Below are 23,393 nucleotides of genomic sequence, written 5' to 3'. Positions count from 1 at the left end.
TTCGTACTACGGGAACGGGGAGCGCCCTGTAGCGCGCTGATCGTCGATACCGAGAATGTCACTAACGCAGCACGTCCTTCGGAGATCTCGCCGTGTCTTTGACAACCCATCATCGCGCCGTGCGCACGACACCATGCTATGGCCCATCGCACACCGTGATGCGTAAATGCGATGCCGCCGGCTTCCCCCGTGCATTTCGTCGCGCGCGCACCGCGCGAGCTTTCGACAACGCTATCGAACCGCACGCACCGTCGCGCTCGTCCCACAGCGCGCCGTGGACCGTCGCCTTTGCGATTCTTCTGGTGACGAACTACGGTGCTTACGCCACCGCATCGCTGCCGCGAGGATATCGCGATCGCTTCGAGCCCGCGTTGACACCGGACGGGCATCACGACGCCCAGGCCGCGTCAATACCCGGCGAGGTTGTCGCCGAGCCCTTGCCACAAGTCCAGGTCAAATCCGAGTACACGCCAGTCGATGTCCTCCGGGCAGTCGCTGCCGCGCGGACGCCGTTCGCGAGCACCGGCGAGTCGATGACCGACGTTTATTCGCTCATGACCGGCCGCGATATCCCGCACGAGACGCGTGAGACGGTCAAAGCGTGGGGGACGGCCATCGACATCACCTCCGGCCTCATTCCCGAAGTCCAGATGTTGCGACTACCGGCGGAGGTCTCGGATATGGCCGTGGACAGCATCGACGGCAAGCCGCCAACCATCGACCGGATCATCGGACTCACGCAGTTCGCGTCCCCGCGCGGCAGTGGCTCACCTGCCGCGCCCGAGCCCGCGCCGCCGAGACTTGCCGCAAAGTCGGGCGTCCGCCGTCCGCCGAAGTCCCCGCTGTGGCTAGCCCCGAAAGACGAACGCATCGGGGTCGTCGACTTGCAGGACAATCTGGCCGCAGAAAAGCCGACGAGCCGTTTCGCTATCCGGGGCGAGTTCGACCATCTCGACGGCTACGAGCAAACGTTCACGCAGGCCGAGTTGCCCACCGACAAAGCGACACGTCTAGCCCTCGTCGGTGGCCATCGCTACCTGCGCGGAGAGGCGGGTTACTACCGCATATCGCAGGGCCTCAGCGGCGATCACTGGCTCATCGACGCGCCTCGTCAAACGCGCGCGCAGGTGCCCGTGACTTACGATCCCGTGACCGATCAATGGCGGGCGCACGAGCCGCTGCGCGTGTGCGGCGGTGGGTGCGGGCCGAGCCGCCCGATCAGCCCCGACAGCATCGCCACGAGTTTCGACAGCATCTTCTCGGCCACCATGCATGTGACCGATGAAGGTGCACAGGAAGCCATTCATAACGCCTTCGCCGATCTGAGCCGCCTGCATTTGGTGCGCTCCAATCGTCCCGATCTGCGCATGTTGCGGGATAACTCGATCATCGATCACCGTGCCGCGCTACGCGTGGCGATGCGCGACATCGACCCGCAACTGCCGCTCGTCAAACAGCAAGGTCTGGTCGCCGAAGCCACGGCACGGTACTACTACTCTCATCCGTTCGCCGAGGCGTTCTGTCAGGAAAACGCCGAAATTCTCTATCACTTCCTGCTTCAGGACGGCGTGAGCAGCGACCAGCTTCGCATGATCACCGTGCAGCCGAAGAATCGTTCGCCACACGTGATGGTGCTCTTCACGGAGTCGCACCGCTTCATCGACATGCTCGACGCGTCGACGCCGCGCCTTCGCGAGAGTCTGCGTCTGGACGGCCTCTCGTCGGGACAGTTTGCGTGGGCCGCCTACATGACGCGCGACACGACCTTGCTGCTCGATCCGTGGAGCCGCAACAAGGCCATCTCATTTGTATGGGCCAACGAGCCACAGGACGTCGTCGACATTCTGGACGTCGCTTTCGCGGACATCGGCCATCGCACCGGTAGTCCATACACGGTATCGCTCACCCGGCCGCTTGCCTCACGTCGAAGCTCGCCCGGCAGTCAGTCCAGTCTGGGGAGTCCCGGTAGTTCCGGGGCGAGTTCGGGTACCTCGCGCAGCTCGCTGCTGTCGTCCTCAAGCCCCCGACTGAGCGCCTCGGTCCGGCCTGCGGCGGGACAGCGTCGCGCGTCCGCCCAGTGGGATATCGAACCACCCGGAAGTGAATCGTCCGATCCTGTATCGCAAGCCGACTGACGCATCGCCCGCTTCATCCATTTTCTTCGGAGACGTTGCTATGCCTTACGCCTCGTATCGTCGTGCCACCTCCAGTGCACCCGCCTATTCGCTTTCGCACGCCGTGCAGCACCGCAAGGCGTCGGCGCGCGCCGACGGCGGTGTGAATGTGCAAACGAAACGACACTTTAGTACCGCGTTCACTCACGCACGGCTCGCGACGCAATCAGATGCTTCGTACACATCGCAAACACATTCGCCACTGCTGCAAGGTCGCGCGCGGCGTAAAGCCGCAGGCTCGGCCACGCCGACCGTCTGGCCCGCCGCTTTCGCGCTCATGCTCGTCGCCAATCTGATAGCGCCCGTCGCATCCGTCGGTCCGGTCTCCGCCTTCGTGCCGAAAGTCCCGCGTCCCTGCCACGGAAATGATGACGCGGAAGGCAATGCGCCCGGCGGCGCGCCACAGTCGCTGCCAGATCAGGCGCAGCCTATGCCAAGCGACGTCGGCGCGGCCGTTCGAGTCGAGCCGGTCGATGCGCCGATGACGCTCAAAGATCAGTATTCGCCACAGGACGTGCTCAGATCGATCGGCACTGGCAGCGCCCCGTTCCGGCACTTCGGCGATTCGGTCGCGGACATGTATTCCCTACTGACGGGCAACCCGGTCGGCCAACAGATGCGCGAAGAGATTCAGCAGCGCGCTCATCTCGTGGATGTGGCCACGGGCCTGATTCCCGAAGTCGCGATGTTGCGCCTCCCCTCGGAGGTGGCGGATGCCGTGGCCGATGGTATCGATGGCAAACCCATCACCGCAGATCGGATCATTTCCATTGTGCAGAGCGCCGATCCGCGCGTGCTGGCGCGTCCGCTCGGCAGTGCCCTGCGACCGGCGAGGCTGAGTACGGCGGGCAAGAAGGCCGCGCAAGCGACGGTGGAAAAGCCTGGCGCGCCGTCGCCCGCCGTCCACATGGAGTCTCCCGAGAAAGCCTTGAAGGATGTCGAGAAGAAGGCGGCTGCGAACGATCTGGAGCGCATGCTCGACCCTGCCAGCGTCGACGCCCCCTCGCAGGAGGTTTCGCTCGGCGATGTGTCTAACGGGACGCCCGACTTGTTCATCGCCGGTGAGCAAACGTATTTGCAGGGATATGCGCAACACATTCCTGCACACCGCCTCCCGCCCGGTCACGCTACGCGATTGGTGACCATCGACGGTCAACAATACCTGCGCGGCCAGAACGGCTTCTACCTCGCGAGTCAGGCATCGAACACCGACCATTGGCTCGTGGACGCGCCGCGCCGCGCGAAGGCGCAGGTGCCGGTCACGTACGACCCACATCTGGATCTGTGGGTCGCGCATGAGGCACTGCGACTGTGCGGTGGCGGTTGCGGAAACAGCCGTATCACAACGCCCGACAGCATCGCCCTGAATCGGCACGAAGTCGACGCGGTACTCAGTCATCTGCGTAACGACGACGCGCAAAACGCCATTCTCTCGGCCTACAACGATGTGTCACGCTTGAAGCTGATGCGCTCCAACCGGCCGGACCTCCGGCAATATCGCGACTACTCGATCATCCCGAATCGGGAGGCGATCCGCACCGCTCTCGGACACATTCCGCCCGACACGCCTCTCTACGAACAGCAACGACTCGCCGCGGTCATCACCGCAAGTCATTACCGTCTGAATCTGGGCACGGAAGCGTTTTGTCAGGAGAACGCGGAGATTCTTTTTCACTTCCTGATCGAAAACGGCGTTCACGGCGACTGCATCCGCATGATTACCGTTCATCCGAAGGGACGCTCGCCCCACGCGCTCGTACTTTATACGGAATCCGAAGAATTAATCGATGCCCTCGAACTTTCAACACCGGTCGAATACGAGGGGCCCGGTGCCGACGGCATCGCCGGCGATAATTTCGCCGGACTCATCATGAATGCACACGACACGACGCTTTTGCTCGATCCCTGGAGCCGGGTGAAGGCTGTCGGCTTTGCCATGTCGAAAAACCCGCAGGAAACGCGGCGCGTGCTCGACGAGGCCCTTGTCGACGTCGGGCACCGGCCGGGCGAGGCCTACCGCGTCTCGCTCACGCGCCCGCTCGGACCGCGCCGCACCGGGGCAAGCCGACGAGGAAGTCTGGCCAGCCAGGGAAGTGCCGGATCGGTATCGAGAACGTCAAGTACGGGGGGATCGTCAGGGACACCGGGTTCGTCAAGCGGGCTGACGTCTCTCGACGCCCCTAACTTGCCGCTTGCGAACGGGCACGAGGAAGCGCACGGCGCATGAGCGCCGCCCGTCGCTCGCCACCTCCGGCGCGCGTTGCACGCGCCGGATTCAAGTCACTCAGTACGTGTAGACGCCCCGTCCCGTCTTGCGTCCCAAATAACCGGCCGCAACCATCTCCTTGAGCAGCGGGCACGGACGATACTTGGAGTCCGCGAACTCCTCGAAGTAGACGTTCATCACCGACAGGCAGACGTCCAGGCCGATCATGTCGGCCAATGCGAGCGGGCCGATCGGATGATTGCAACCCAGCTTCATGCCTTCGTCGATTTCCTCCGGCGACGCGAGATTCTCCGCGAGCACAAAGAACGCTTCGTTGATCATCGGCACCAGAATCCGGTTGACGACGAAGCCCGGCGCATTCTTCACCGTGATCGGGGACTTGCCCAACTGTCGCGCCAGCGCGTCGACGCGCGCATGCGTCTCGTCGCTCGTTTGCAGTCCACGAATGAGCTCCACGAGGGCCATGAGCGGCACCGGATTGAAGAAGTGCATGCCGATGAACCGGTCGGGATTGGCGACCACGGCCGCCAGCTTCGTGATCGAGATCGACGACGTATTCGACGCGAGGATCGCCCCGTCCTTCACCGCCCCTTCAAGCTGCTTGAGAATCTTCACCTTCAGGTCGAAGTTCTCGGTGGCCGCTTCGATCACGATGTCGGCCGTGCCCAGCGCGGCGTAATCGGTGGACGTCGTAATGCGCGCGAGGGCGGCGTCCTTGTCGGCAGCGGTGAGCTTGTCTTTCTTGATGAGGCGCTCGAGGCTACCGGCAATCGTCGCTACGCCCTTTTGCACGGCCGCGTCGCTGATGTCGACCATCGTCACCGGCAGTCCGGCCACCGCACAGGCCTGTGCGATGCCGTTACCCATCGTGCCAGCGCCAATGATGCCTACGTGTTGAATCGTCATGTCGTCTCTGCTCCGTTTGTGCTTGAAAGGTGGCGGGGGATACCGTCTTGCGCGGTGCACAAATCATAGCGCGGACACGTCGAATCGGTGACACATGAAACCGCTGTGCGGAATGGCCGATGCGATTGACGGGGTGCTTCCTGTACGTCGTCGTCACCCAAAGAAAAAGGGGCAGACCCCACGGTCTGCCCCTTCGCCCCTTCGCCGATTCCACCGTCACGTGCATGCGATGCGCGCACGCCGTGGCATCAGAACTTCATGCGAACGCCACCGCCGAAGGTGTCGCCGCCCGACATCGTGCTGACCTTGTCGTTCATGTACGCGGCGTAGATATCGGTACGCTTGGACAGGTTGTAGTCGTAGCCCAGCGCCCACGTCTTGCGGTTGACGTTGCTCGCGCCCGAGCTCTTCGTGTACGCGTACGAGGCGAGCACCTTTCCGTTGCCCAACGGCACCGACACGCCGAGCTGGCCGCCGTTCTCCGACACGCCGCCGCCGGTGATGTTGTTGCGGATGTACTGGTACTGGCCGAAGAACTTCACGACTTGCAGGTCGTACGTCGCGCCCAGTTGCAGCGCCTGCTGGCTGCGGAAGCCCGTGATACCGGCCATGTCGTCCGGCACGGAGTCGAACTTGACCTGCTGGTAAGCGACGGTCGCCGCGAACGGCCCGTTGAAGTACAGCGCGGAGGCGCTCCACTTGTTCTGACCGGTTTCACCTGCCTTGTTACCGAAGGCGTACGAGACAGCGCCCGTCAGCCCCTTGAAGTTCGGCGTGGTGTACATCACGGCGTTGCTCCAGCCGGAATCGCCCACGACGCCCTGACCGGCCTGGCCGATGAAGGTGTGGAACACCATCGGGCTGAAGGTGTACGAATCGACGAACGGGTTGAACAGAATCGTCGAGACGAAGTACGACGTGGTCAGACGACCGATCGTGACGGTGCCGGCCGTGTCCGACTGCAAGCCGACGTAGGCGTTGCGCGAGAACATCGAGTCGCCCTGGAAGCGGCCGTACTGACCGTTCTGCGGACGGAAGAAGTCTTCCAGCACGAAGACAGCCTTCAGGCCGCCGCCGAGGTCTTCGTTACCCTTCATGCCCCAGTACGACGTGGACATACCGCCGCCGCCCTGCGTCCATGCCCGGTCGCCGCCTGGGTTCTTGACCGCGCCCACCCAGGCGTCGACCTGACCGTAAAGCGTGACGTTCGATTGTGCGAGTGCCGGTGCGCTCACCGCCCCCATGCACGCGCCCAGAACGAGTGCCCCACCCATGCCCTTGGCCATACTGCGCTTCATTGACTTCTCCTTGGTTTATGTATTTTGTGTGCCTGCTCCCGCCCTGCACGGGACCCTGCTGGCGCCCTTTCGAGAAGCGCCTCCCTGATAAACGGCCGTGATTCTCGCACAGCCCCGCCGTGCGCAGAAAGACCGGAACGGCAAGGAAAAATGCACCACACGAAGTGGCTGGGAAATGGTGGGGAGACAAAATTCGGACGACCATCCGCGCCACAATTAATCCCGGTATAACGGGATCGATATAAGGCGTATATTTCTGGGTTAGCAACCGCTCACATTCGCCGTGTGATGCGCGAATCATGGACGTCGCTCAAGTGCGACTGACGGATGTCTTTGGGGAGGGAGGAACGTATCCAATGTTGCACATGTGCAACATTCGGTGCAGATCGGGGATGGCTACGGAGGGGTACTACAGGATTGAGCGGTGGAACTGGCAAGGCGTCGGGGGTGCACTCATCGGGTGCGCAGGTGCGCGTGGTGCAGTCGCCTTAGAAGCCGCGTCCTCGGCGTCCGCCGCCTTCATTGCCGCGCTGGCCGCGAGGTTCGCCTTGCGGTGTGTACTGACGCTCACGGGGTTCGGCGGGCGACGCCCAGTTCGGGTAAGCCGCCTGTCCACGGCCACGGTCCGCGTTGAAACGGCTGATGTCTTCGCGCAACGACGCCTTGTTCACGTCCAGCATTTCGCGCCCACGCCCGCCATCGGCCCAGGCAGGGTAGGCACACACCAGCAGTAGCAGGAAACAACAGCGAAGTCGCGCACTCATTTGGGTTCAGCCACATCTCCCGGCCGCTACGGTGGGGCCGGTTGCACGAGGTGCGCCCCGCATCGGCGGATTGCCAATGCGCCATACACCTCATGAATGACTTTACCGGGACAGTCGAATGAGCGTCGACTGAAAAGATGTTAATACGCGATGCGGTCTGCAACCGTTTGTAACCGGGCGACGAATGCGATTCGGACTTGCCGAATGAATCAGCGCAAACCCATGCCCAGCATGCCTGCGCGGGCGACGGCGGTTGCGCCGCACGACCTCAAAGCGCACGCCGTGTCACCACATCTTGCCGCTACGCACTCGTCTTGAAGCGGTCTGACGCGCCAGACGACGGCGCGTCGGATCACTTGTCGCCGACCTGCTTTTCCACCGACAACGAAATCTCACGCATGCGGTCGCCGCGCGGCGTGACGAGATCCTGCGCAGTGATGGTGAAATTGACCGGACGCGCGTACTTCCGGCTCGCGCTCTGCCATTCGGCGGGCAGCCCGGCCGGGTTCGTCGTGGTCGTGCGCATCGTCGTCACGCCGCGCGTGCAGCGCGCCATGTCGGTCGCGAACTTCTGCGCCTGATTGCGCAAATCCATCGGCGTGATCTTCTGGTAATCCCAGATGCACTCGTAGGTCGGGGCGAGTCCGGTCGCACGGAACACCTTGCAATCGCCGCCGGGCACCGAATACGTCGCCTGATAGCTCTCGCCACGCTCGTTCTTCGCCACCAGCGGACCGGAGACGTCTTCAAAGCCGGTTTGTGCGCTCTTGGCCAGCATCAGAATGCCTTCGCACTGGTCGGCGGCAAACGCCGACTGTGCAGTACACAGGCATGCCAGCAAAGCCCATCGTTGAAAAGATTTCGTTGCCATTATTGGAATGTTTGACTGGGGTACGGCGCGTCAGCGATGACCGGGGGTGACCGGGTCGTGCGGGCGCGGACCACTTTCGATATCGCCTGGAATGGTGACATTAGAACGCAAAGTGTGCGCGGACGAAACCACGGTCACAAGGGAAATCGTGCGCCATTTCGAGTCCGGAAGTGCCTGATAGTTCGTATTGTGGGTTGAGGGCGCGCTCATCCAAAAAGCCGATTGGCGAGCGACGCTCGCGACCTATACTCAAAGCGCAGTCAAACTGCATAGGCACGGCCGGGGACCGATGGTGGTCCGATGCATGACGGCAATGTCCCTCGGTGCCAAGTCTCCTTGGCCCATACCATGCCGCGCCGGTACACGCGGCTGGCGATGCCCCGATGGGGCCTCAACCGGCGGCTTAGCCCGCCGGTTTCCATTTGTGCTGACGCCTCTGCGCCGACCCTCATGCCGAAGGATTAAGCGAAAGTGCGGATTTCGCCGCGCGTGCCGGTCTGCAACTATCGAATCACAAGACCAATATTTACCGGGCACTCACCTTCGGGAAGTCAACGGAGCGTTTGTGTACACCAATGGTTACGGCACGCCGCACCTGATCGACTTCGTTCGCGGTCACGGTGGCACGCTCGCGCACGTGCTGGGTGCGCTCGGTAAATTTCGCCATCGTCACGGCCATTGGCCGTCGCGCCTGTTTCTCTATCCCGAAACGCTTGCTGCGCTGGTGCAGGATCTCACGCCGCTCGGCTTCTACCGCCTTCAGCAGCGGCTCGACGTCATCGCCGATCTGGAGCGCGATCTGTTTTGCGGGGACGATTGCGGCAACGTCGCGATCTACCGCGTTCAGGTGGCGTCGGATCCGGCCGAAGTCGACGCTGCGGCCATCTGGCTGGGTCTGATGCTCCCCGAGGCGCTGCAAACGGACGGTCGACCTCGCCCCTCCGCCACGCCTGCGCCGCCACGCTGACGACGGCACTCGCGTCGTCGGCCGCTGTCACAGGAATATCGTGACTCGCGGCTAGTCTGGCCTGCCGCCGGTGACCGATTCATGACACCGGCGGGATCTCGGCCCGCTTTCTTATATGACTCAGACGATTTGACTGCGCGGGGCGCTAAGCCTGCGCACCTCTGTACCTCCGCACTCTTTACGCCGGAGAGATGTCATGAACCGACTCGCGATCGTTCTGGATGGACTGATGCTGCTCTACCTGGCGGCGGCAACCGTTGTGGGCGTGCAATCGAGCGCCGCCGACGGGCACGAACTGCTGACCAGCGTGCTGGGCGTGCTGCTCGCCCTCTGCGTGCTCGCCGTCATTGCGGCCCCGTTTTACGTCTCGCTGGTCGTGCTCGTCGCACAGTCCGAGCGGCACTTGAAACTCGCGGCGTGGCTCCATCGTGTGCTGCTGACGCTTATGGTCGCGCTCACGCTCGTCTCGCTGCTCGCGCGCGACACCATCGAGGTCTCCGCACCGTTGTTCGTGCTCGTCGCGCTGGTATGCGTCGTCAACCTCGTCGCGCTCTCGAGACGGCGCACGCACTTCGAGACGTTCCATCTATTCGAGCATTGAGATGGACGGCGTAGCAGGTGGCGTCGACGTTGGTGGAAGCCTGCGTGGCAGTCGGCGGACGTCGATGTGCACGATGGTGCGCCACACGTCGATTTGCGAGCGACGCGCGGGCGATGCTAGACTTCGCAGCATGAATCGCTGGCGCAAACTCCTCGTGCTGTTGCTGTTGTGCGTGACCATGCCGCTACAGGCTATGGCCGCACTGCGTACGCATTGTGCACCGGGATCGCCTGCGGCTTCGATGCAGAGCCCGTCCGTTGCGACGGTCGACGCCATGGCAATCATGGCGATGCATCACGCCATGATGTCCGGTGACGGCATGTCCGGCATGCATCATCACAGCGACGAAAGCGCGGCGACAGGCGCGACCAGCGACACGGGTGACGCGACGCATGCGTCATCACAGACATCGCAGAAATCGCACAGTCAACACGCCAGTTGCTCGGCCTGCGCGGCGTGCGTCGTCTGCACCGCCCTGCCGCAAAGCGTCGTGCTGCGCCTACCGGACGCACAGCCGTCCGCCGCCATTCCGTTCCTTCGCACGTCGGCCGCCAGCGCCATCGTCGCCGTCCTCGAACGTCCTCCGAAAGCCCTCGCCATCTGACGGCTTCGCATTGCGACACGCGTCGCGGCAGCGTTATCTGACGCCCGTGCGCTCCCGTCGGATGCCGCCGTCTCCGCTCTCCGTCAGACTGATTTACGAACCGCCTCGTGACTGGCATGACTACGCCTGATCTGCCAGTTGCCGTCGATGTGTCCGTTGCGGTCGCTGCTATTGAGGCGACTGCCGCTTGCGTCACATTCGTCACGCGCGTCGTAAGTCCGTCTGCCCGATGAACATGCGGTGCCGTGCCGTACGCGCTGCCTTCCGAGGCGCGTGTCTCCACGCCCGGCATCGCCAGATCGACGAGTCTTTCGATGATGTTTCTTTCCATTCGACGGCACACCTTGTGTGTACCCGTCGCGCTGTCGCTGTGGGGCGTGAGTTCGCTACCCGCCGTCGCCGCTGAACCGGCGACAACAATGGTCGTCTCCGACGATCCCGCGTCTGCCGACGCCCCCGCCGGACCATTACCCGCCGCCGTGCTGAGCGACTTCGCCCGGCCCGCGCTATCCGTCGCGACAAGCGACTGGCGCATGGTGAACGCCAGCGTGTCGGGCATGCCCGGGATGTCCGGTTCGGGTCATGACATGGCGAGCCATAGCGGGCATGCCATGAGTCCATCCGCCACGACAGGCCACGAAGCGATGGGGCATACCATGCCGATGCCTCCTTCGTCCGCCCCCGTGGCACCGGGCCACGAAAACATGGGACATACGATGCCCATGACGTCCGCTCCCACCACTACGCCAACACCGTCGGGCCACGAAGGCATGGGGCACACCATGCCCATGACGTCGCCTCCCGGCGTGCCCGTCGATCCGCACGCCGATCATGGCGATCATGGCGATCATGGCGATCATGGCGATCATGGCGATCATGGCGGCCATGGCGGTCACGGCGGACAGGGAGGGCTGCAATGACAAGCGCTCATTTGTCGCTCATGACAGCGACGGTTTCCACGTCTCTTACGCGCGACGCCACAGCATCCCGGCCGCATCATCGCGTCGCACGAACGGCACATCGGCCCCGTCGGACACCGCTGGTCGTCGCCGCGATTGCCACACTGGTGCTGTCCGGTTGCGCAACATTCAGCGACGACGGCGGTTTCACACCGGTCGCCGACGCCACGCAACAGCGCCTCGGCAAATCGGCCGTCTGGGCGCGCGACGACGCCACTGCACAAGCGCTCGCCAAACAACGCGACGACTTGCTGGCGCGCCCGCTCGACATCGACACCGCCGTCCAGCTCACGCTACTGAACCATCGCGGCTTGCAAGCCACATACGCCGAACTCGGCATTGCCGAAGCCTCACTCGTTCAGGCGGGACGTCTGCCCAATCCCCGCTTCTCGTTTCAGCGCGTGCAGGGCGGTGGGGACGTCAGCATCGAGCGCACGTGGGGCATCGACTTCGTCCGTGTCCTCACGATGCCGCTCGCTTCGCGCGTCGAAGCGCGTCGGTTCGCGCAGGTGCAGGCGCAGGTGACGCAAGCCATCGTCGAGCAGGCGACGCTCACACGCCGCGCATGGATCGACGCCGTTGCCGCACAGGAACGCGTGCAGATCCTTGAGCAGACGAGCCTCGCCACACAGGCTGCCAGCGAACTCGCCGACGGCATGGCGCGTGCGGGTAACTTCAGCGCCATGCGGCGCACGCAGGAGAACCTCGTCTATGCCGATACAGCCGCGCGTCTCGCACGCGCCCGCGAACAGGCGAACACGGCACGCGAACAGCTCGCGCGGCAAATGGGCCTCTGGGGCCAGCAACTGAGCTTCACGTTGCCGCAACGTCTGCCCACCTTGCCCGCGAACCGCCCTGCATGGCCCGACGCCGAAGCGCAGGCGATCCGCGAACGTGCCGACGTGCGCGCCGCACGCGCTGCGCTCGATGCCACTGCGAGCGATCTCGGCCTGACCCGCGTCACGCGCTTCGTCAACGTGCTGGACACGGCGTATCGCAACAACAGCGCCACCGGTTCACCCAGCGAGCGCGGCTACGAGATCTCGCTGGAAGTGCCGCTATTCGACTGGGGTTCGACACGCATTGCCGGGGCCGAAGCGCGCTATCGCCAAAGCGTCGACCATCTGGCCGACACGGCCGTTGCCGCGCGCGCGGAAGTTCGCACACGTCGCGCGCAGACGCTCGCTGCGTGGGACATCGCCGAGCATTACCGCACGACCATTTTGCCGATGCGTCAGCGCGTGTCCGACGAATGGCTGCTGCGCTACAACGGCATGCTCGCCAGCGTCTTCGACTTGCTGACCGACGCGCGCGAGCAACGTGACACCGTCCTGGGCTACATCGACGCAACGTCCGATTACTGGCTGGCCGATGCAGCGTTTCGCGAGAGTCTCGGCGGCGGCATGCCCGAATCGTCGCCATCGCGCTCGTCAGCGGAAGCTGCCACACCGGTCGCACCGATCGCACCGGTCGCATCGCCCTCGTCAGCCGTGCCATCAACGCCCACCACACCGCCTGCCCCCGCGCAGCCTGCTTCATCTCACCCGTCTCACCAACACGGAGGTGACGCATGACTTCGCGCCGACGATTCCTGCGTGACGCCAGCCTCGCCGTCGTGGGCGCGGCGGCCGTCGAACGCACCAGCCTCGCAGCGCTGCCGGACGCCGCCACCCGCAGCGACGCCAGCACCGCCAAACCGCTCGCTCCGCCCAACGGACGCCCCTACCGCCCCGTCGTCACGCTCAACGGCTGGACGCTCCCCTGGCGCATGCGCAACGGCGTCAAGGAATTCCACCTGGTCGCCGAACCCGTGGTGCGTGAAATCGCCCCCGGCATGCAGGCCAACCTGTGGGGTTACAACGGCCAGAGTCCGGGGCCGACCATCGAGGTCGTCGAAGGTGACCGCGTTCGCCTTTACGTGACGAACAGGCTGCCGGAGGCCACGAGCGTGCACTGGCACGGCCAGCGTCTGCCCAACGGCATGGATGGCGTAGCGGGCCTCAATCAGCGCGCCATCGCGCCGGGCCAGACGTACGTCTACGAGTTCGAAGCGAAGCATCCCGGCACGTTCATGTACCACCCGCACGCCGACGAGATGATGCAAATGGCCATGGGCCTCATGGGCTTCTGGGTCACGCATCCGAAAGACCCGTCGTTCATGCCAGTGGATCGCGACTACGTGTTCCTCATCAACGCTTACGCCATCGACCCGGGCACGCGCACGCCGCGCGTGAACGAGATGACGGACTTTAATCTCTGGACGTGGAACAGCCGTGCGTTTCCGGGCATCGATCCGCTGGTAGCGCGTCAGGGCGACCGGGTGCGTATTCGCATCGGCAACCTCACGATGACGAATCACCCGATTCATCTGCACGGACACGAGTTCAAGGTCACAGGCACCGACGGCGGCTGGGTGCCCCCCACTGCGCAATGGCCGGAAGTCACCACCGACGTGGCCGTCGGCCAGATGCGCGCCATCGAGTTCGACGCCACCGAACTCGGCGACTGGGCCTTCCACTGTCACAAGTCGCACCACACGATGAACCCGATGGGTCACGACGTGCCGACCATGCTCGGCGTGAATCAGCGTGAGATCGCCAAAAAGATCACCCGCATCATTCCCGACTACATGGCGATGGGCGAAACCGGCGCATCGATGAACGGTATGGAAATGCCGATTCCCGAAAACACGCTACCGATGATGACGGGCACCGGCCCCTACGGCCCCATCGAAATGGGCGGCATGTTCACCACGCTCAAAGTGCGGCAAGACCTGCCGCGCGACAGCTATCGCGATCCAGGCTGGTATCGCGCGCCACGCGGTACCGTCGCAAGTCCGTGGCAAGGCAGCACTTCAGCGTTACCCTCTACCCATCGCCCGCCCGCAAGCGCAGGCAAAACCGGAGTCAAATCATGATTCGTCCGCACTTCACATCGATGTTCGCCCGCTCGGTCGCCGCCCCTCTCGTCCTTGGCGCCGCCACGCTTGTGCTTAGTCTGCCCGCGATGGCCGACGACCCGCACGCCATGCATATGCAGCACGGCCACAGCAGCGAGGCGGCTGCGATCGGCGAGCCTGGCAACGATGCGCAAGCCACGCGCACGGTCGACGTCGACATGCGCGACACCATGCGCTTCTCACCGGCCACGCTGACCGTGAAGCGTGGCGACACGGTGCGCTTCGTCGTCACGAACAACGGCAAGATCCGTCACGAACTGACGCTGGGCACGGCGGCGTCGCTCGCTGAGCACGCAAAGATGATGCAGCAGATGCCGGGCATGACCCACGCCGAGGCGAATGCAGTGACGGTCGAGCCCGGTCAGCGCAAGACGCTGGTGTGGCACTTCACGCAAGCCGGAACGGTAGATTTCGCGTGCCTCGAGCCGGGGCACTTCGAAGCAGGCATGCGAGGGGTTGTGAACGTGCGCTAGTGCCCGATGAGAAGCGACGGCAAGCGACGATGGGCGATGACGAGGTGCCTCGTCAGTCGTCGCTTCGCACGAGGCCGCCGCTGAGCGCTTCGGTGGCGTCGGCCTCGAACGCTTCGACGTCGCGCACTTTGAGCCGCAGGCGCAAGGTGACGGCGTCGTCGTAAGCGGCGTCGAGCACCTCGGCAGCGTGACGTTCCGCCAACCGGCGCAACATCGCCTCATGGGCAAACGAACAGCGGTAACGAGGTTCGATCGTCGGCTCTACGGCGGTGAGCGTTGCGAGCTTCAGCGCTTCGCTCACCGCTTGTCCGTACGCGCGCGTGAGCCCACCCGCGCCCAGCTTGATCCCGCCGTAGTAGCGCACCACGACCGCGAACACGTTCGCCAATCCCTTGTGCATGAGGACGTTGTACATCGGCTTGGCGGCGGTGCCTCCCGGCTCGCCGTCGTCATCGAATCCCGACGCTCCCTCGCACAACAGCACCCAGCAGTAATGCGTGGCGTTCGGAAAACGCACCCGCAGCGCATCCAGTTCACGCATGGCCGCTTCGCGCGATGCCACAGGCATAACGATGCCGATAAACCGGCTCTTTCTAATTTCCAGCTCGGTCTCGACCGGTGCTGCCAAAGCGTACATACGACGATATTCCCCTTACAGCGTGACCTCGCCACGCGCGATTTCGATCACGTTGCCGCCCACGCGAATCTCGCGGTCCGCCGTGACTTCGAGCGTCAGACGACACGCACGCTCGATGGCATCGCCCTGCGACACGCGCGCACGCACAGGCAACGGATAGCCTTGCCCGATCAGCCAGCCGCCCAAATTGGCGCATGCCGACCCCGTGCCCGGATCTTCGCTGACACCGCCACCCTGCGTGGTGAAGAAGTAACGCGCCGTGACCTGCAACTCGTTGCCTTGGCGGTCGTCGATGGAGAACACGTATCCGGTCTTGCGCTCAAGGCTCGAGAGCGGCCAGCGCTCCAGCTTGGCGCTGTCGGGCTGGGCACGTGCAACCGCGTCGGCATCGTGCACCGGGATCAGCAACTGATCAGCCCCCGTATCGACCCACTGCGGCGATTGCGCCAGATCGTCACGGCTCAGTCGCACGAGCGCTGCGATATCCGAATCCGCTTCGGTGGCCTTTTGGATCTTCGGCTCGCCCGACGACGGTGCGGTCAACGTCCAGTGGTCGCCCTGCGCCTGCACGGGCACAAGACCGGCGGCGAACTGAAGCGTGACGTTATCGCCCAGGCTGCGCAGCGAACGCAGCACGTGCGCGGTCCCTAGCGTCGGATGGCCCGCGAAACGCATTTCGTAGCCGGGAGTAAAGATGCGCACATGAGCGTCGGCCGTCTCCGAGGGAAGAATGAACGTCGTCTCGGACAGGTTGAACTGACGCGCCAGCAATCGCATCTCGTCGTCGCTCATGCCCCGGGCGTCTTCGAACACGCACAGCGGATTACCGCCGAACGTGGATTCGGCGAAGACATTGACGATACGGAATGCGTAACTGCGACTCATGGCGATGCTCCAGTAAGAGGTGGATCGTGACGGAATCGAACATTGGCACGGCCGCCCACGCTTCGTGAGCGCGGGCCGCCGCCGGACGGCCGGTCGTCTGGCCTTTCGAAAGAAGGCTCGTAGTCTCGCACATCGCGCCACAGCACGGGCGTCCCGCGCGGCGCTCACGCCCACTTTCGGTGTTTTGTACCCCGTGCGATCGGAATCGTCCGATGTCCGGGCGGAAAACTCGCCGGATCGGTCGCCCCCCCTATTGACAACTATGGCGAGACAATAATTCTCAAATCAGACGGATTGTGGTTCTCGTTGGGGACTCTAAAATGTCATTCATCGAGGCCAACACAGCCTCCCAACTTAACGAAGAAGTGACAGGAGCCCATCATGCTGGACATCAGAAAAGCTGCAGACCGAGGCGTTGCCAACCATGGCTGGCTGAACTCGCACCACACGTTCTCGTTCGCTAATTACTACGATCCGAAGCAAGTCGGCTTCTCCGACCTGCTGGTGATCAACGACGACCGCGTGGCGCCGGCACAGGGCTTCGGCAAGCACCCGCACCGCGACATGGAGATCTTTTCGTACGTGCTCGAAGGCGCGCTCGAACACAAGGACACCATGGGCACGGGCTCCGTGATCGAGCCGGGCGACGTGCAATTGATGAGCGCAGGACGTGGCGTGGCGCACAGCGAGTTCAACCACTCGAAGACCGATTCGGTGCACTTCCTGCAAATCTGGATCGTGCCGAACCAGACGGGCATCGCGCCGGAGTATCAGCAACAACGCTTTACGGCAGAAGAAAAGCGCGGCCAGCTGCGCAAGATCATCTCGCCGGACGGCAGCGACAACTCGCTGCACATCCATCAGGATGCGCGCGTGTATGCCGGGCTGTTCGACGGTGACGAATCGGCCACGCTGACACTCGCGCCGAACCGCTACGCCTATGTGCACGTTGCACGCGGTAGTGTGAGCGTGAACGGTGTGGCGCTGGGTGAAGGGGATGGTGTGCGAGTGCGTGATGAAACGGCACTCACGCTGTCCGGCGGCAAGGATGCCGAAGTGCTTGTGTTCGACCTGCGTCCGGTGGAAACGCCCGACTTTTAAGGTGCAATACGGCCTGGTCGACAACAGTGGTCGTGGCGTACGGGTAGCTTCCCGCCGTGCGCCACACCTCGGGCACCGCCTTCCCTCGGTGTCCACGCGGCCGGTACCTTAGGGTGCCGGTCGCATCTTTTTTAACGTCGACGAATGCTAACGCGCGTCGACAAGCATTCGCGCTTCATGCCTCGCGCATGGAGAGCGAGCAGGCGTCCCCGCGCGCATCGCGACTGACGGTAACGCGCGATAGCCCCACGAGATGCGGCGCGAGTGCGCGCCAGATAAACGCGCAGAGATTCTCCAGCGTTGCGGGTCCGAGTCCTGCGACATCGTCCAGCAGACGGTGGTCGAGGCGCTCGCTCACGCGCGTGAGGGCGGCGTCGAGTTGCGCGAGATCGAGCACCATGCCCGACTCGCCCATCGGCGCGCCGGTCACTTCCACGGTCGCGCGATAGCTGTGACCGTGGATGCGACGACTCGCGTCCATGCTCGGCGGATCGATGTCGCGGCGGTTCAGCGTGTGCGCCGCTTCGAACACAAAACTGCGCGACAACGTGAACCGGGCCCGCGTCTCAGTAGCGGCATGTGCACGCGCACTCCGCTCTGACGGTTCAGGCGTTCGCTTCAGCGCGCGCTCGCGTGCCGCTACGGGCTTCTGCACATGGGTACGACTCATGCGCTCACGCCTCGTCGGCCATTTCCAGCGGCAGTGCGTGTTCGTCGTCACGCCACGCCTTGTCGCCCTGCGAGAGTTCGACGGCGCTCAGGCGGCAATCCCGGAATGCCTTCTCGATGGCGTCGCGATCCAGATCGCGCCCGATGAACACGACCTCGTTGATGCGGTCGCCCCACGGCGCTTCCCAGTTCGATTCGATGGCCGTGCGTTGCGGGTCGCCGACAGGCGGCCACAAGTCCGGATCGGCCGCAGCCCACCATTGACCGACCGACTCCAGCGTCGCCGTATTGCCCGCACGCGAGTACGCAAGCGCCCATGCCGGACGATTCGCCGCCCAGACATAACCCTTCGCGCGGATCAGCCCGTCGAACGGCATCGACATGAACGCGGCGAAACGCGCCGGGTGCATCGGCTCGCGCTGACGCAGCACAAAGCTCGTCACGCCGTACGTATCCGCTTCGGAATCGTGTTCGCCCACGAGCGCCTGCGCCCAACCGGCCATCTGCTCCGCGCGCACAGGGTCGAACAGGCCAGTGCCCAGCACTTCGTTCAGCGGCACCTGACCGCGCTCGCCCAACACGATTTTGGCCGACGGATTGAGGCCGGTGATGAGCGCCTTGACGGCGTCGAGTTGCAACGCGTCGACGCAATCCACCTTGCTCACCACGACCACGTCGGCGAACTCGATCTGCTCGGTCAGCAGCTCGGCGAGACGACGCTCGTCCTCGTCGCCAGCAACTTCACCGCGTTGCGCCAGCGTGTCCAGCCCGTTGAAATCCTTCAGCACGTGCAGGGCGTCGACGACGGTCACCATCGTGTCCAGACGTGCAATGTCGGCGAGCGACTGTCCCGCTTCGTCGCGGAATTCGAACGTCGCGGCCACCGGCATCGGCTCGGCAATGCCCGTCGACTCGATCAGCAGATAGTCGAAGCGACCGTCCTGTGCCAGTTCACGCACGGCGATCAGCAAGTCCTCGCGCAACGTACAGCAGATGCAGCCGTTGCTCATCTCGACGAGGCGCTCTTCCGTGCGCGAGAGGGCCGCTCCGGCGTTGCTTGCGCCACGCTCCACGAACGACGCGTCGATGTTGACTTCGCTCATGTCGTTGACGAGAACCGCCACGCGCAAGCCCTCGCGATTGCGCAGCACATGGTTGAGCAGCGTGGTTTTACCGGCGCCGAGGAATCCGGAAAGGACGGTGACGGGCAGACGGCGATCTGCATCGACGGCGGCGCCGGTTTGGGAGAGAGGGTGTGTCATGACAACAAAGTCCTGTGGTCTTGTGGGGCAGGCGTTCGCCCGAAGGGTGCGCGCCGACGTCGCCCCACTGGAGGCGGGTGGCGCCGCACCGGTGCCTGGGTTGACCGGTACGGCGAAGCGTGACGCCGCTGGTGCACGCCGTCGGGGGGACCGGCGCAGCGTCACGCTTTTCGCAGGCGCGTCAGCGCGCATTCTTGGCGATGCCAGCCATTCACCGGACATCGCGCAGCCAACTCGGCAGCCGATTAAATGCAACCGAGTTGCAATATGGCGCGATGATACGGCGAGTCCTTCAGTTTTGCAACTCAGTTGCACATAACCCACAGGTTTCCGTCGGGACGTTCGATTGTGTAAGGCCCTTGGCAAGGGCGCGACGCGAAGCCGCGCAAGGCGTCCGGCGGTGGAACCGGTGGGCCGCTGCGCCTGTCTGCAAGGTCTGCGATACTGCGCGAGCGGCGCGCTTCACGCGCCATTGCCTCTGACGGTTGGCTCACGCAGTTCGACAATCCTCGCGTGCCGCCGCTGCCGGATGGCCGCTTTGTTCCCGTCTTTTTAGCCAAATTCGATATGCGCACTTCCAAAATCGCTTCCTCCGCTGTTCAGGCCCGTCGCGCAACCGGTGCGCTGCGTCGCGCGACGCAGGGCCTTACTGTTGCGGCCGTCATCGGGCTGGCCAGCCTGTCGCAGGGAGTCTGGGCGCACGCGCACATCGCGTCGAGCGAACCGGCGGCGCAGACCACCGTCGAGGCGCCGAAGTCGGTGCGTGTAACGTTCGACTCGGCGCTCGAAGGCGCGCTCTCGAAGCTCACCGTCGTGGACGCCAAGGGCAACGCCGTCACGCAAGCGAAGCCCGAACTCGATGCCGCCCGCAAGACGCTCACGCTCGCCGTCCCGACACTCGCCGCCGGTGAATATCAGGCGAACTGGGTGGCCGTCGCGAGCGACGGTCACCGCACCCAGGGCAGCTTCAAGTTCACTGTGAAGTGATGCCAGCGGATCTGGCCGCGGGCACCTGGCAGCCCGCCACGGCGGGCTTGCTGAATCTCGCACTGGCGCTGGCGCTCGGCGTATTGCTGCTGCGCAGCCCGCACGCGGTGCGCAGTGGTCTCACGCGTCGCGTGCTACCGGCGTTCGCGGCCGGGTTGGCCGTGCTCGCATGGATCGCCTATGTGCTGGCAAGCACCGAGGCGATGACGGGTGGCGACTGGGAAGATTCGTCGGCGATGTTCAGCGACGTGTGGGTCGTGCTCACGCAGACGCATTTCGGCCGCGCGCAGTGGGTGGCCGGACTCGGTGCGGCGCTGCTATGCGCGGGCGCGTGGGCATGGTACGAAGCGCGGCGGCGTCTGCGCGCCGTCATGCCGATTGCCGACGATCCGCGCGACCGGCATCACCGTCGCGAGCATCGTCAGGAACGTTATGGCCGGTGGGTCTATGCTGCCGGTGCCGTGATTCTTGCGCTGGCGCGCGCGAGCACGGGGCACGCCGCCGATGCGTCGATGCCGTGGCTCGCCATCGGCGTGCATACGTTGCACGTGGCGGCAGCGGCATCGTGGACGGGCCTGGTGCTGGTCGCCGGATGTGTGATCCCGGGCTGGCGTCACTGGCCCGTCGGCGCGCGAGCCGCCTACGGCGAACGGTTGTCGTCGGTCGCCACACTTGCGATGCTCGTCGCACTCGTCACCGGTGCGTTCAACGCGTGGCGCACGCTCGGTGAGAATGCGTCGCTCTGGTTCAGCGATCAGAATGCCCCTTATCTGGCGTGGCTGATCACGAAGTTAGTCCTCGTCGCGTGTGCGGCGTTGCTGGGCGCGTGGAACCGCTGGCACTTTCTGCCGCGTCTGGCGCTCGACACCGGCGACACGACGCTCGATACGAGCGCCTTCGCACGCGTGGTTGCAATCGAAGCCCTCGTGCTGGTGATGGTGATGAGTTTCGCCGCGAAGCTCGGCACGACCATGCCGCCGGGCGTGTGACGAAGGACTTCGAATTCGATAGCAAGAAACGGAGCGCAGCATCGCGACCGTCTCCCTAGACTGAAAGCCAGTCATCAGCCCTCGGGAGATCCTTGTGATGCACTTCTATCCTATGACCGCCAAACGTCCGTCACCCAAGCACCGCGACCCGCACGACAACGACGCCTCGCACCGCATAACGTCGGATATGTCGGATGCACACGCGGGGTCAGTGACGTCCCGCTACGCCACCGACGACGCCAAGTGGGCCGCCGTTGTGGCGCGCGACAAGCAGGCGGACGGCGAATTCTTCTACTCCGTGCGCACGACCGGTGTGTTTTGCCGTCCATCGTGCGGCGCGCGGCTGGCTCGCCGCGAGAACGTCGCTTTCCACACCGATATGGCCGCGGCCGAGCGTGCGGGCTTTCGTCCCTGCAAACGCTGCAAGCCCGATCAGGGCGCGCTCGACGCGCGTCATGCTGCGCTGGTGACAGCCGCCTGCCGACGCATCGAAGCAGCCGAGGCGCCGCCATCGCTCGAAACGCTCGCAGCTGAAGCCGGACTCAGCCCGCACTACTTTCACCGGCTCTTTCGCTCGGTGACGGGGGTCACGCCACGTGGCTACGCGAACGCCCGCCGCGCCGAACGGGTGCGCGACGCGTTGCCCGAGGCGCAGAGCGTGACGTCGGCCTTCTACGACGCTGGCTTCAACTCCAACGGCCGCTTCTACGCGAGTGCCGACGCCCTGCTCGGCATGAAACCTGCGGCCTTCCGCGCGGGCGGCAAGGCCGAGTCGATCCGCTTCGCTGTCGCGCAGTGCTCGCTCGGTGCACTGCTCGTGGCGGCGACTTCGCGCGGTCTGTGCGCGATTTCTTTGGGTGACGATCCGGACGCGCTCGTGCGTGAGTTGCAGGATCGTTTCCCCAAGGCGGAACTCGTCGGCGCAGATGCCGAATTCGAGCGCTGGGTCGCGCAGGTGGTCGGCTTCGTCGAATCGCCGCACATCGGCCTGTCGTTGCCGCTCGACGTGCGCGGCACCGCGTTCCAGCAGCGCGTGTGGCAAGCGTTGCGCGACGTGCCCGCCGGGGAGACAGCGAGCTACGCCCAGATCGCCGAGCGCATCGGCTCGCCGCGTGCCGTGCGCGCCGTGGCGCAGGCGTGTGCGTCCAACACGCTCGCCGTGGCAATTCCGTGTCACCGGATCGTGCGCAACGACGGCGCGCTGTCGGGCTACCGCTGGGGCGTGGAGCGCAAACGCGCGTTGCTCGTACACGAGCATGAGGAGCGTGGCGACCGACACGACAGCGACAATCGATCTGCCAAGGTGAAGCTGTGAGCGCTCGCGTCACATCGCTCGACTGGGCCGCGCTGGAAGACGAACTGAACGCCTTCGGCGCGGCGCGCATCCCGAAGCTGCTGAATGCCGACGAGTGCGCGGACCTGTGCGCAATGTACGGAGAGACGAACGGACGTACCGGCACCGCACCGACGTCCGAACGTTTTCGCAGCCGGATCGTGATGGCGCGTCACGGCTTCGGGCAAGGCGAGTACCAGTACTTCGCCTACCCGCTGCCGTCGCTCGTCGCCGATTTGCGCGAAGCGTTCTACGCGCCGTTGCGCGATATTGCGCACCGCTGGCACAAGGTCATGGGGATAGACACGCGCTATCCGCCGACGCATCGCGCCTACCTCGCGCAATGCCACGACGCCGGTCAGCGCCGCCCGACACCGTTGCTTTTGCGTTACGAGGCAGGCGACTACAATTGCCTGCATCAGGATCTCTACGGGGAGCACGTCTTCCCGTTGCAGGTGGCGATTCTGCTATCTCAGCCCGGCGAGGACTTCACCGGTGGCGAGTTCGTGCTGACGGAGCAACGTCCGCGCATGCAATCGCGCGCCGAAGTGGTGCCGCTCACGCGTGGCGACGCGGTCGTCTTCGCCGTGCATCACCGACCGGTGAACGGCACACGCGGTGTGTATCGCGTGAACATGCGGCACGGCGTGAGCCGTCTGCGCAGCGGCCATCGCCACACGCTCGGCGTGATCCTGCACGACGCCACCTGACATCCTCCGCCCCCCCA

At 64.4% G+C, this 23,393-nt stretch carries 22 protein-coding genes; 14 read left to right on the top strand and 8 right to left on the bottom strand.

Annotation, left to right across the window (positions count from 1 at the left end):
* The first annotated feature begins 92 nt into the window (after positions 1-92).
* Together NTU39_RS02310 and NTU39_RS02305 are read left to right on the top strand one after the other, a co-directional pair.
* Positions 93-2,135, top strand: coding sequence for a hypothetical protein (locus NTU39_RS02310; protein WP_257959110.1), 2,043 nt, complete (start codon positions 93-95; stop codon positions 2,133-2,135).
* Positions 2,136-2,175: 40 nt separating this feature from the next.
* Entirely contained in the window at positions 2,176-4,401 is a 2,226-nt protein-coding gene (locus NTU39_RS02305; RefSeq protein ID WP_257959109.1) for a hypothetical protein, read from the top strand.
* A gap of 57 nt (positions 4,402-4,458) precedes the next feature.
* Here NTU39_RS02305 and NTU39_RS02300 read toward each other — a convergent pair whose 3' ends face one another.
* From NTU39_RS02300 to NTU39_RS02285, 4 genes are all read right to left on the bottom strand, one after another.
* Entirely contained in the window at positions 4,459-5,307 is an 849-nt protein-coding gene (locus NTU39_RS02300) for a 3-hydroxybutyryl-CoA dehydrogenase (RefSeq protein WP_150664037.1), read from the bottom strand.
* A gap of 248 nt (positions 5,308-5,555) precedes the next feature.
* Positions 5,556-6,605 carry a porin gene (locus NTU39_RS02295; protein WP_150660987.1) on the bottom strand — a complete coding sequence of 350 codons (1,050 nt, stop codon included), beginning with the start codon at positions 6,603-6,605 and terminating at the stop codon, positions 5,556-5,558.
* Positions 6,606-7,093: 488 nt separating this feature from the next.
* Positions 7,094-7,369, bottom strand: coding sequence for a hypothetical protein (locus tag NTU39_RS02290; protein ID WP_039395103.1), 276 nt, complete (start codon positions 7,367-7,369; stop codon positions 7,094-7,096).
* Between the two features lie 352 nt (positions 7,370-7,721).
* On the bottom strand, positions 7,722-8,240 hold the full coding sequence (locus NTU39_RS02285) for a hypothetical protein (RefSeq protein ID WP_150664036.1): 519 nt from the start codon (positions 8,238-8,240) through the stop codon (positions 7,722-7,724).
* 565 nt (positions 8,241-8,805) lie between these two features.
* Between NTU39_RS02285 and NTU39_RS02280 the strand changes: the two genes are divergently transcribed.
* The 7 genes from NTU39_RS02280 to NTU39_RS02250 all read left to right on the top strand — a co-directional run bounded on the left by NTU39_RS02280 (position 8,806) and on the right by NTU39_RS02250 (position 14,803).
* Positions 8,806-9,207, top strand: a complete 402-nt coding sequence (locus tag NTU39_RS02280) for a hypothetical protein (RefSeq protein ID WP_257959108.1) — start codon at positions 8,806-8,808, stop codon at positions 9,205-9,207.
* A 196-nt stretch (positions 9,208-9,403) separates the two neighbouring features.
* Positions 9,404-9,808, top strand: coding sequence for a hypothetical protein (locus tag NTU39_RS02275; protein WP_039395094.1), 405 nt, complete (start codon positions 9,404-9,406; stop codon positions 9,806-9,808).
* Position 9,809: 1 nt separating this feature from the next.
* Complete coding sequence (locus tag NTU39_RS02270; protein WP_257959107.1) at positions 9,810-10,412, top strand: hypothetical protein; 603 nt, start codon at positions 9,810-9,812, stop codon at positions 10,410-10,412.
* A 314-nt stretch (positions 10,413-10,726) separates the two neighbouring features.
* Complete coding sequence (locus NTU39_RS02265) at positions 10,727-11,332, top strand: hypothetical protein (RefSeq protein WP_257959106.1); 606 nt, start codon at positions 10,727-10,729, stop codon at positions 11,330-11,332.
* Positions 11,329-12,945, top strand: coding sequence for a TolC family protein (locus tag NTU39_RS02260; RefSeq protein ID WP_257959105.1), 1,617 nt, complete (start codon positions 11,329-11,331; stop codon positions 12,943-12,945). The genes NTU39_RS02265 and NTU39_RS02260 overlap by 4 nt, the downstream gene beginning before the upstream one ends.
* A complete protein-coding gene (locus NTU39_RS02255) occupies positions 12,942-14,288 on the top strand; it encodes a multicopper oxidase family protein (protein ID WP_257959104.1) in 1,347 nt (448 codons plus the stop codon). Before NTU39_RS02260 ends, NTU39_RS02255 begins: the two co-directional genes overlap by 4 nt.
* Positions 14,285-14,803 carry a cupredoxin domain-containing protein gene (locus NTU39_RS02250; protein WP_257959103.1) on the top strand — a complete coding sequence of 173 codons (519 nt, stop codon included), beginning with the start codon at positions 14,285-14,287 and terminating at the stop codon, positions 14,801-14,803. Before NTU39_RS02255 ends, NTU39_RS02250 begins: the two co-directional genes overlap by 4 nt.
* 52 nt (positions 14,804-14,855) lie before the next feature.
* Here NTU39_RS02250 and NTU39_RS02245 read toward each other — a convergent pair whose 3' ends face one another.
* Both NTU39_RS02245 and NTU39_RS02240 read right to left on the bottom strand, forming a co-directional pair.
* Complete coding sequence (locus NTU39_RS02245; RefSeq protein WP_150664032.1) at positions 14,856-15,440, bottom strand: IMPACT family protein; 585 nt, start codon at positions 15,438-15,440, stop codon at positions 14,856-14,858.
* A 15-nt stretch (positions 15,441-15,455) separates the two neighbouring features.
* Entirely contained in the window at positions 15,456-16,325 is an 870-nt protein-coding gene (locus NTU39_RS02240) for a PhzF family phenazine biosynthesis protein (RefSeq protein ID WP_150664031.1), read from the bottom strand.
* A 381-nt stretch (positions 16,326-16,706) separates the two neighbouring features.
* Here NTU39_RS02240 and NTU39_RS02235 point away from each other — a divergent pair, with 381 nt between their 5' ends.
* On the top strand, positions 16,707-17,426 hold the full coding sequence (locus NTU39_RS02235) for a pirin family protein (protein ID WP_150664030.1): 720 nt from the start codon (positions 16,707-16,709) through the stop codon (positions 17,424-17,426).
* 175 nt (positions 17,427-17,601) lie between these two features.
* Here NTU39_RS02235 and NTU39_RS02230 read toward each other — a convergent pair whose 3' ends face one another.
* Together NTU39_RS02230 and NTU39_RS02225 are read right to left on the bottom strand one after the other, a co-directional pair.
* The gene (locus NTU39_RS02230) at positions 17,602-18,096 is read right to left on the bottom strand and encodes a 6-pyruvoyl trahydropterin synthase family protein (RefSeq protein WP_150664029.1); all 495 of its coding nucleotides are present in this window, start codon (positions 18,094-18,096) and stop codon (positions 17,602-17,604) included.
* Between the two features lie 4 nt (positions 18,097-18,100).
* The gene (locus tag NTU39_RS02225; RefSeq protein ID WP_150664028.1) at positions 18,101-19,357 is read right to left on the bottom strand and encodes a GTP-binding protein; all 1,257 of its coding nucleotides are present in this window, start codon (positions 19,355-19,357) and stop codon (positions 18,101-18,103) included.
* Positions 19,358-19,924: 567 nt separating this feature from the next.
* Here NTU39_RS02225 and NTU39_RS02220 point away from each other — a divergent pair.
* The 4 genes from NTU39_RS02220 to NTU39_RS02205 all read left to right on the top strand — a co-directional run bounded on the left by NTU39_RS02220 (position 19,925) and on the right by NTU39_RS02205 (position 23,376).
* The gene (locus NTU39_RS02220) at positions 19,925-20,344 is read left to right on the top strand and encodes a copper resistance CopC family protein (RefSeq protein ID WP_257959102.1); all 420 of its coding nucleotides are present in this window, start codon (positions 19,925-19,927) and stop codon (positions 20,342-20,344) included.
* The gene (locus NTU39_RS02215) at positions 20,344-21,333 is read left to right on the top strand and encodes a CopD family protein (protein ID WP_257959101.1); all 990 of its coding nucleotides are present in this window, start codon (positions 20,344-20,346) and stop codon (positions 21,331-21,333) included. The genes NTU39_RS02220 and NTU39_RS02215 overlap by 1 nt, the downstream gene beginning before the upstream one ends.
* Before the next feature lie 187 nt (positions 21,334-21,520).
* Positions 21,521-22,648: a bifunctional DNA-binding transcriptional regulator/O6-methylguanine-DNA methyltransferase Ada gene (ada, locus tag NTU39_RS02210; protein WP_257960030.1), complete on the top strand. Its 1,128-nt coding sequence runs from the start codon at positions 21,521-21,523 to the stop codon at positions 22,646-22,648.
* Entirely contained in the window at positions 22,645-23,376 is a 732-nt protein-coding gene (locus NTU39_RS02205; RefSeq protein WP_257959100.1) for a 2OG-Fe(II) oxygenase, read from the top strand. Before ada ends, NTU39_RS02205 begins: the two co-directional genes overlap by 4 nt.
* Positions 23,377-23,393 lie beyond the last annotated feature (17 nt).

This window comes from Pandoraea commovens (assembly GCF_024704525.1).
Taxonomy (GTDB): domain Bacteria; phylum Pseudomonadota; class Gammaproteobacteria; order Burkholderiales; family Burkholderiaceae; genus Pandoraea; species Pandoraea commovens.
The sequence above is the reverse complement of the archived record's forward strand: the minus strand, read 5'-3'. Positions and strand labels throughout refer to the sequence as shown.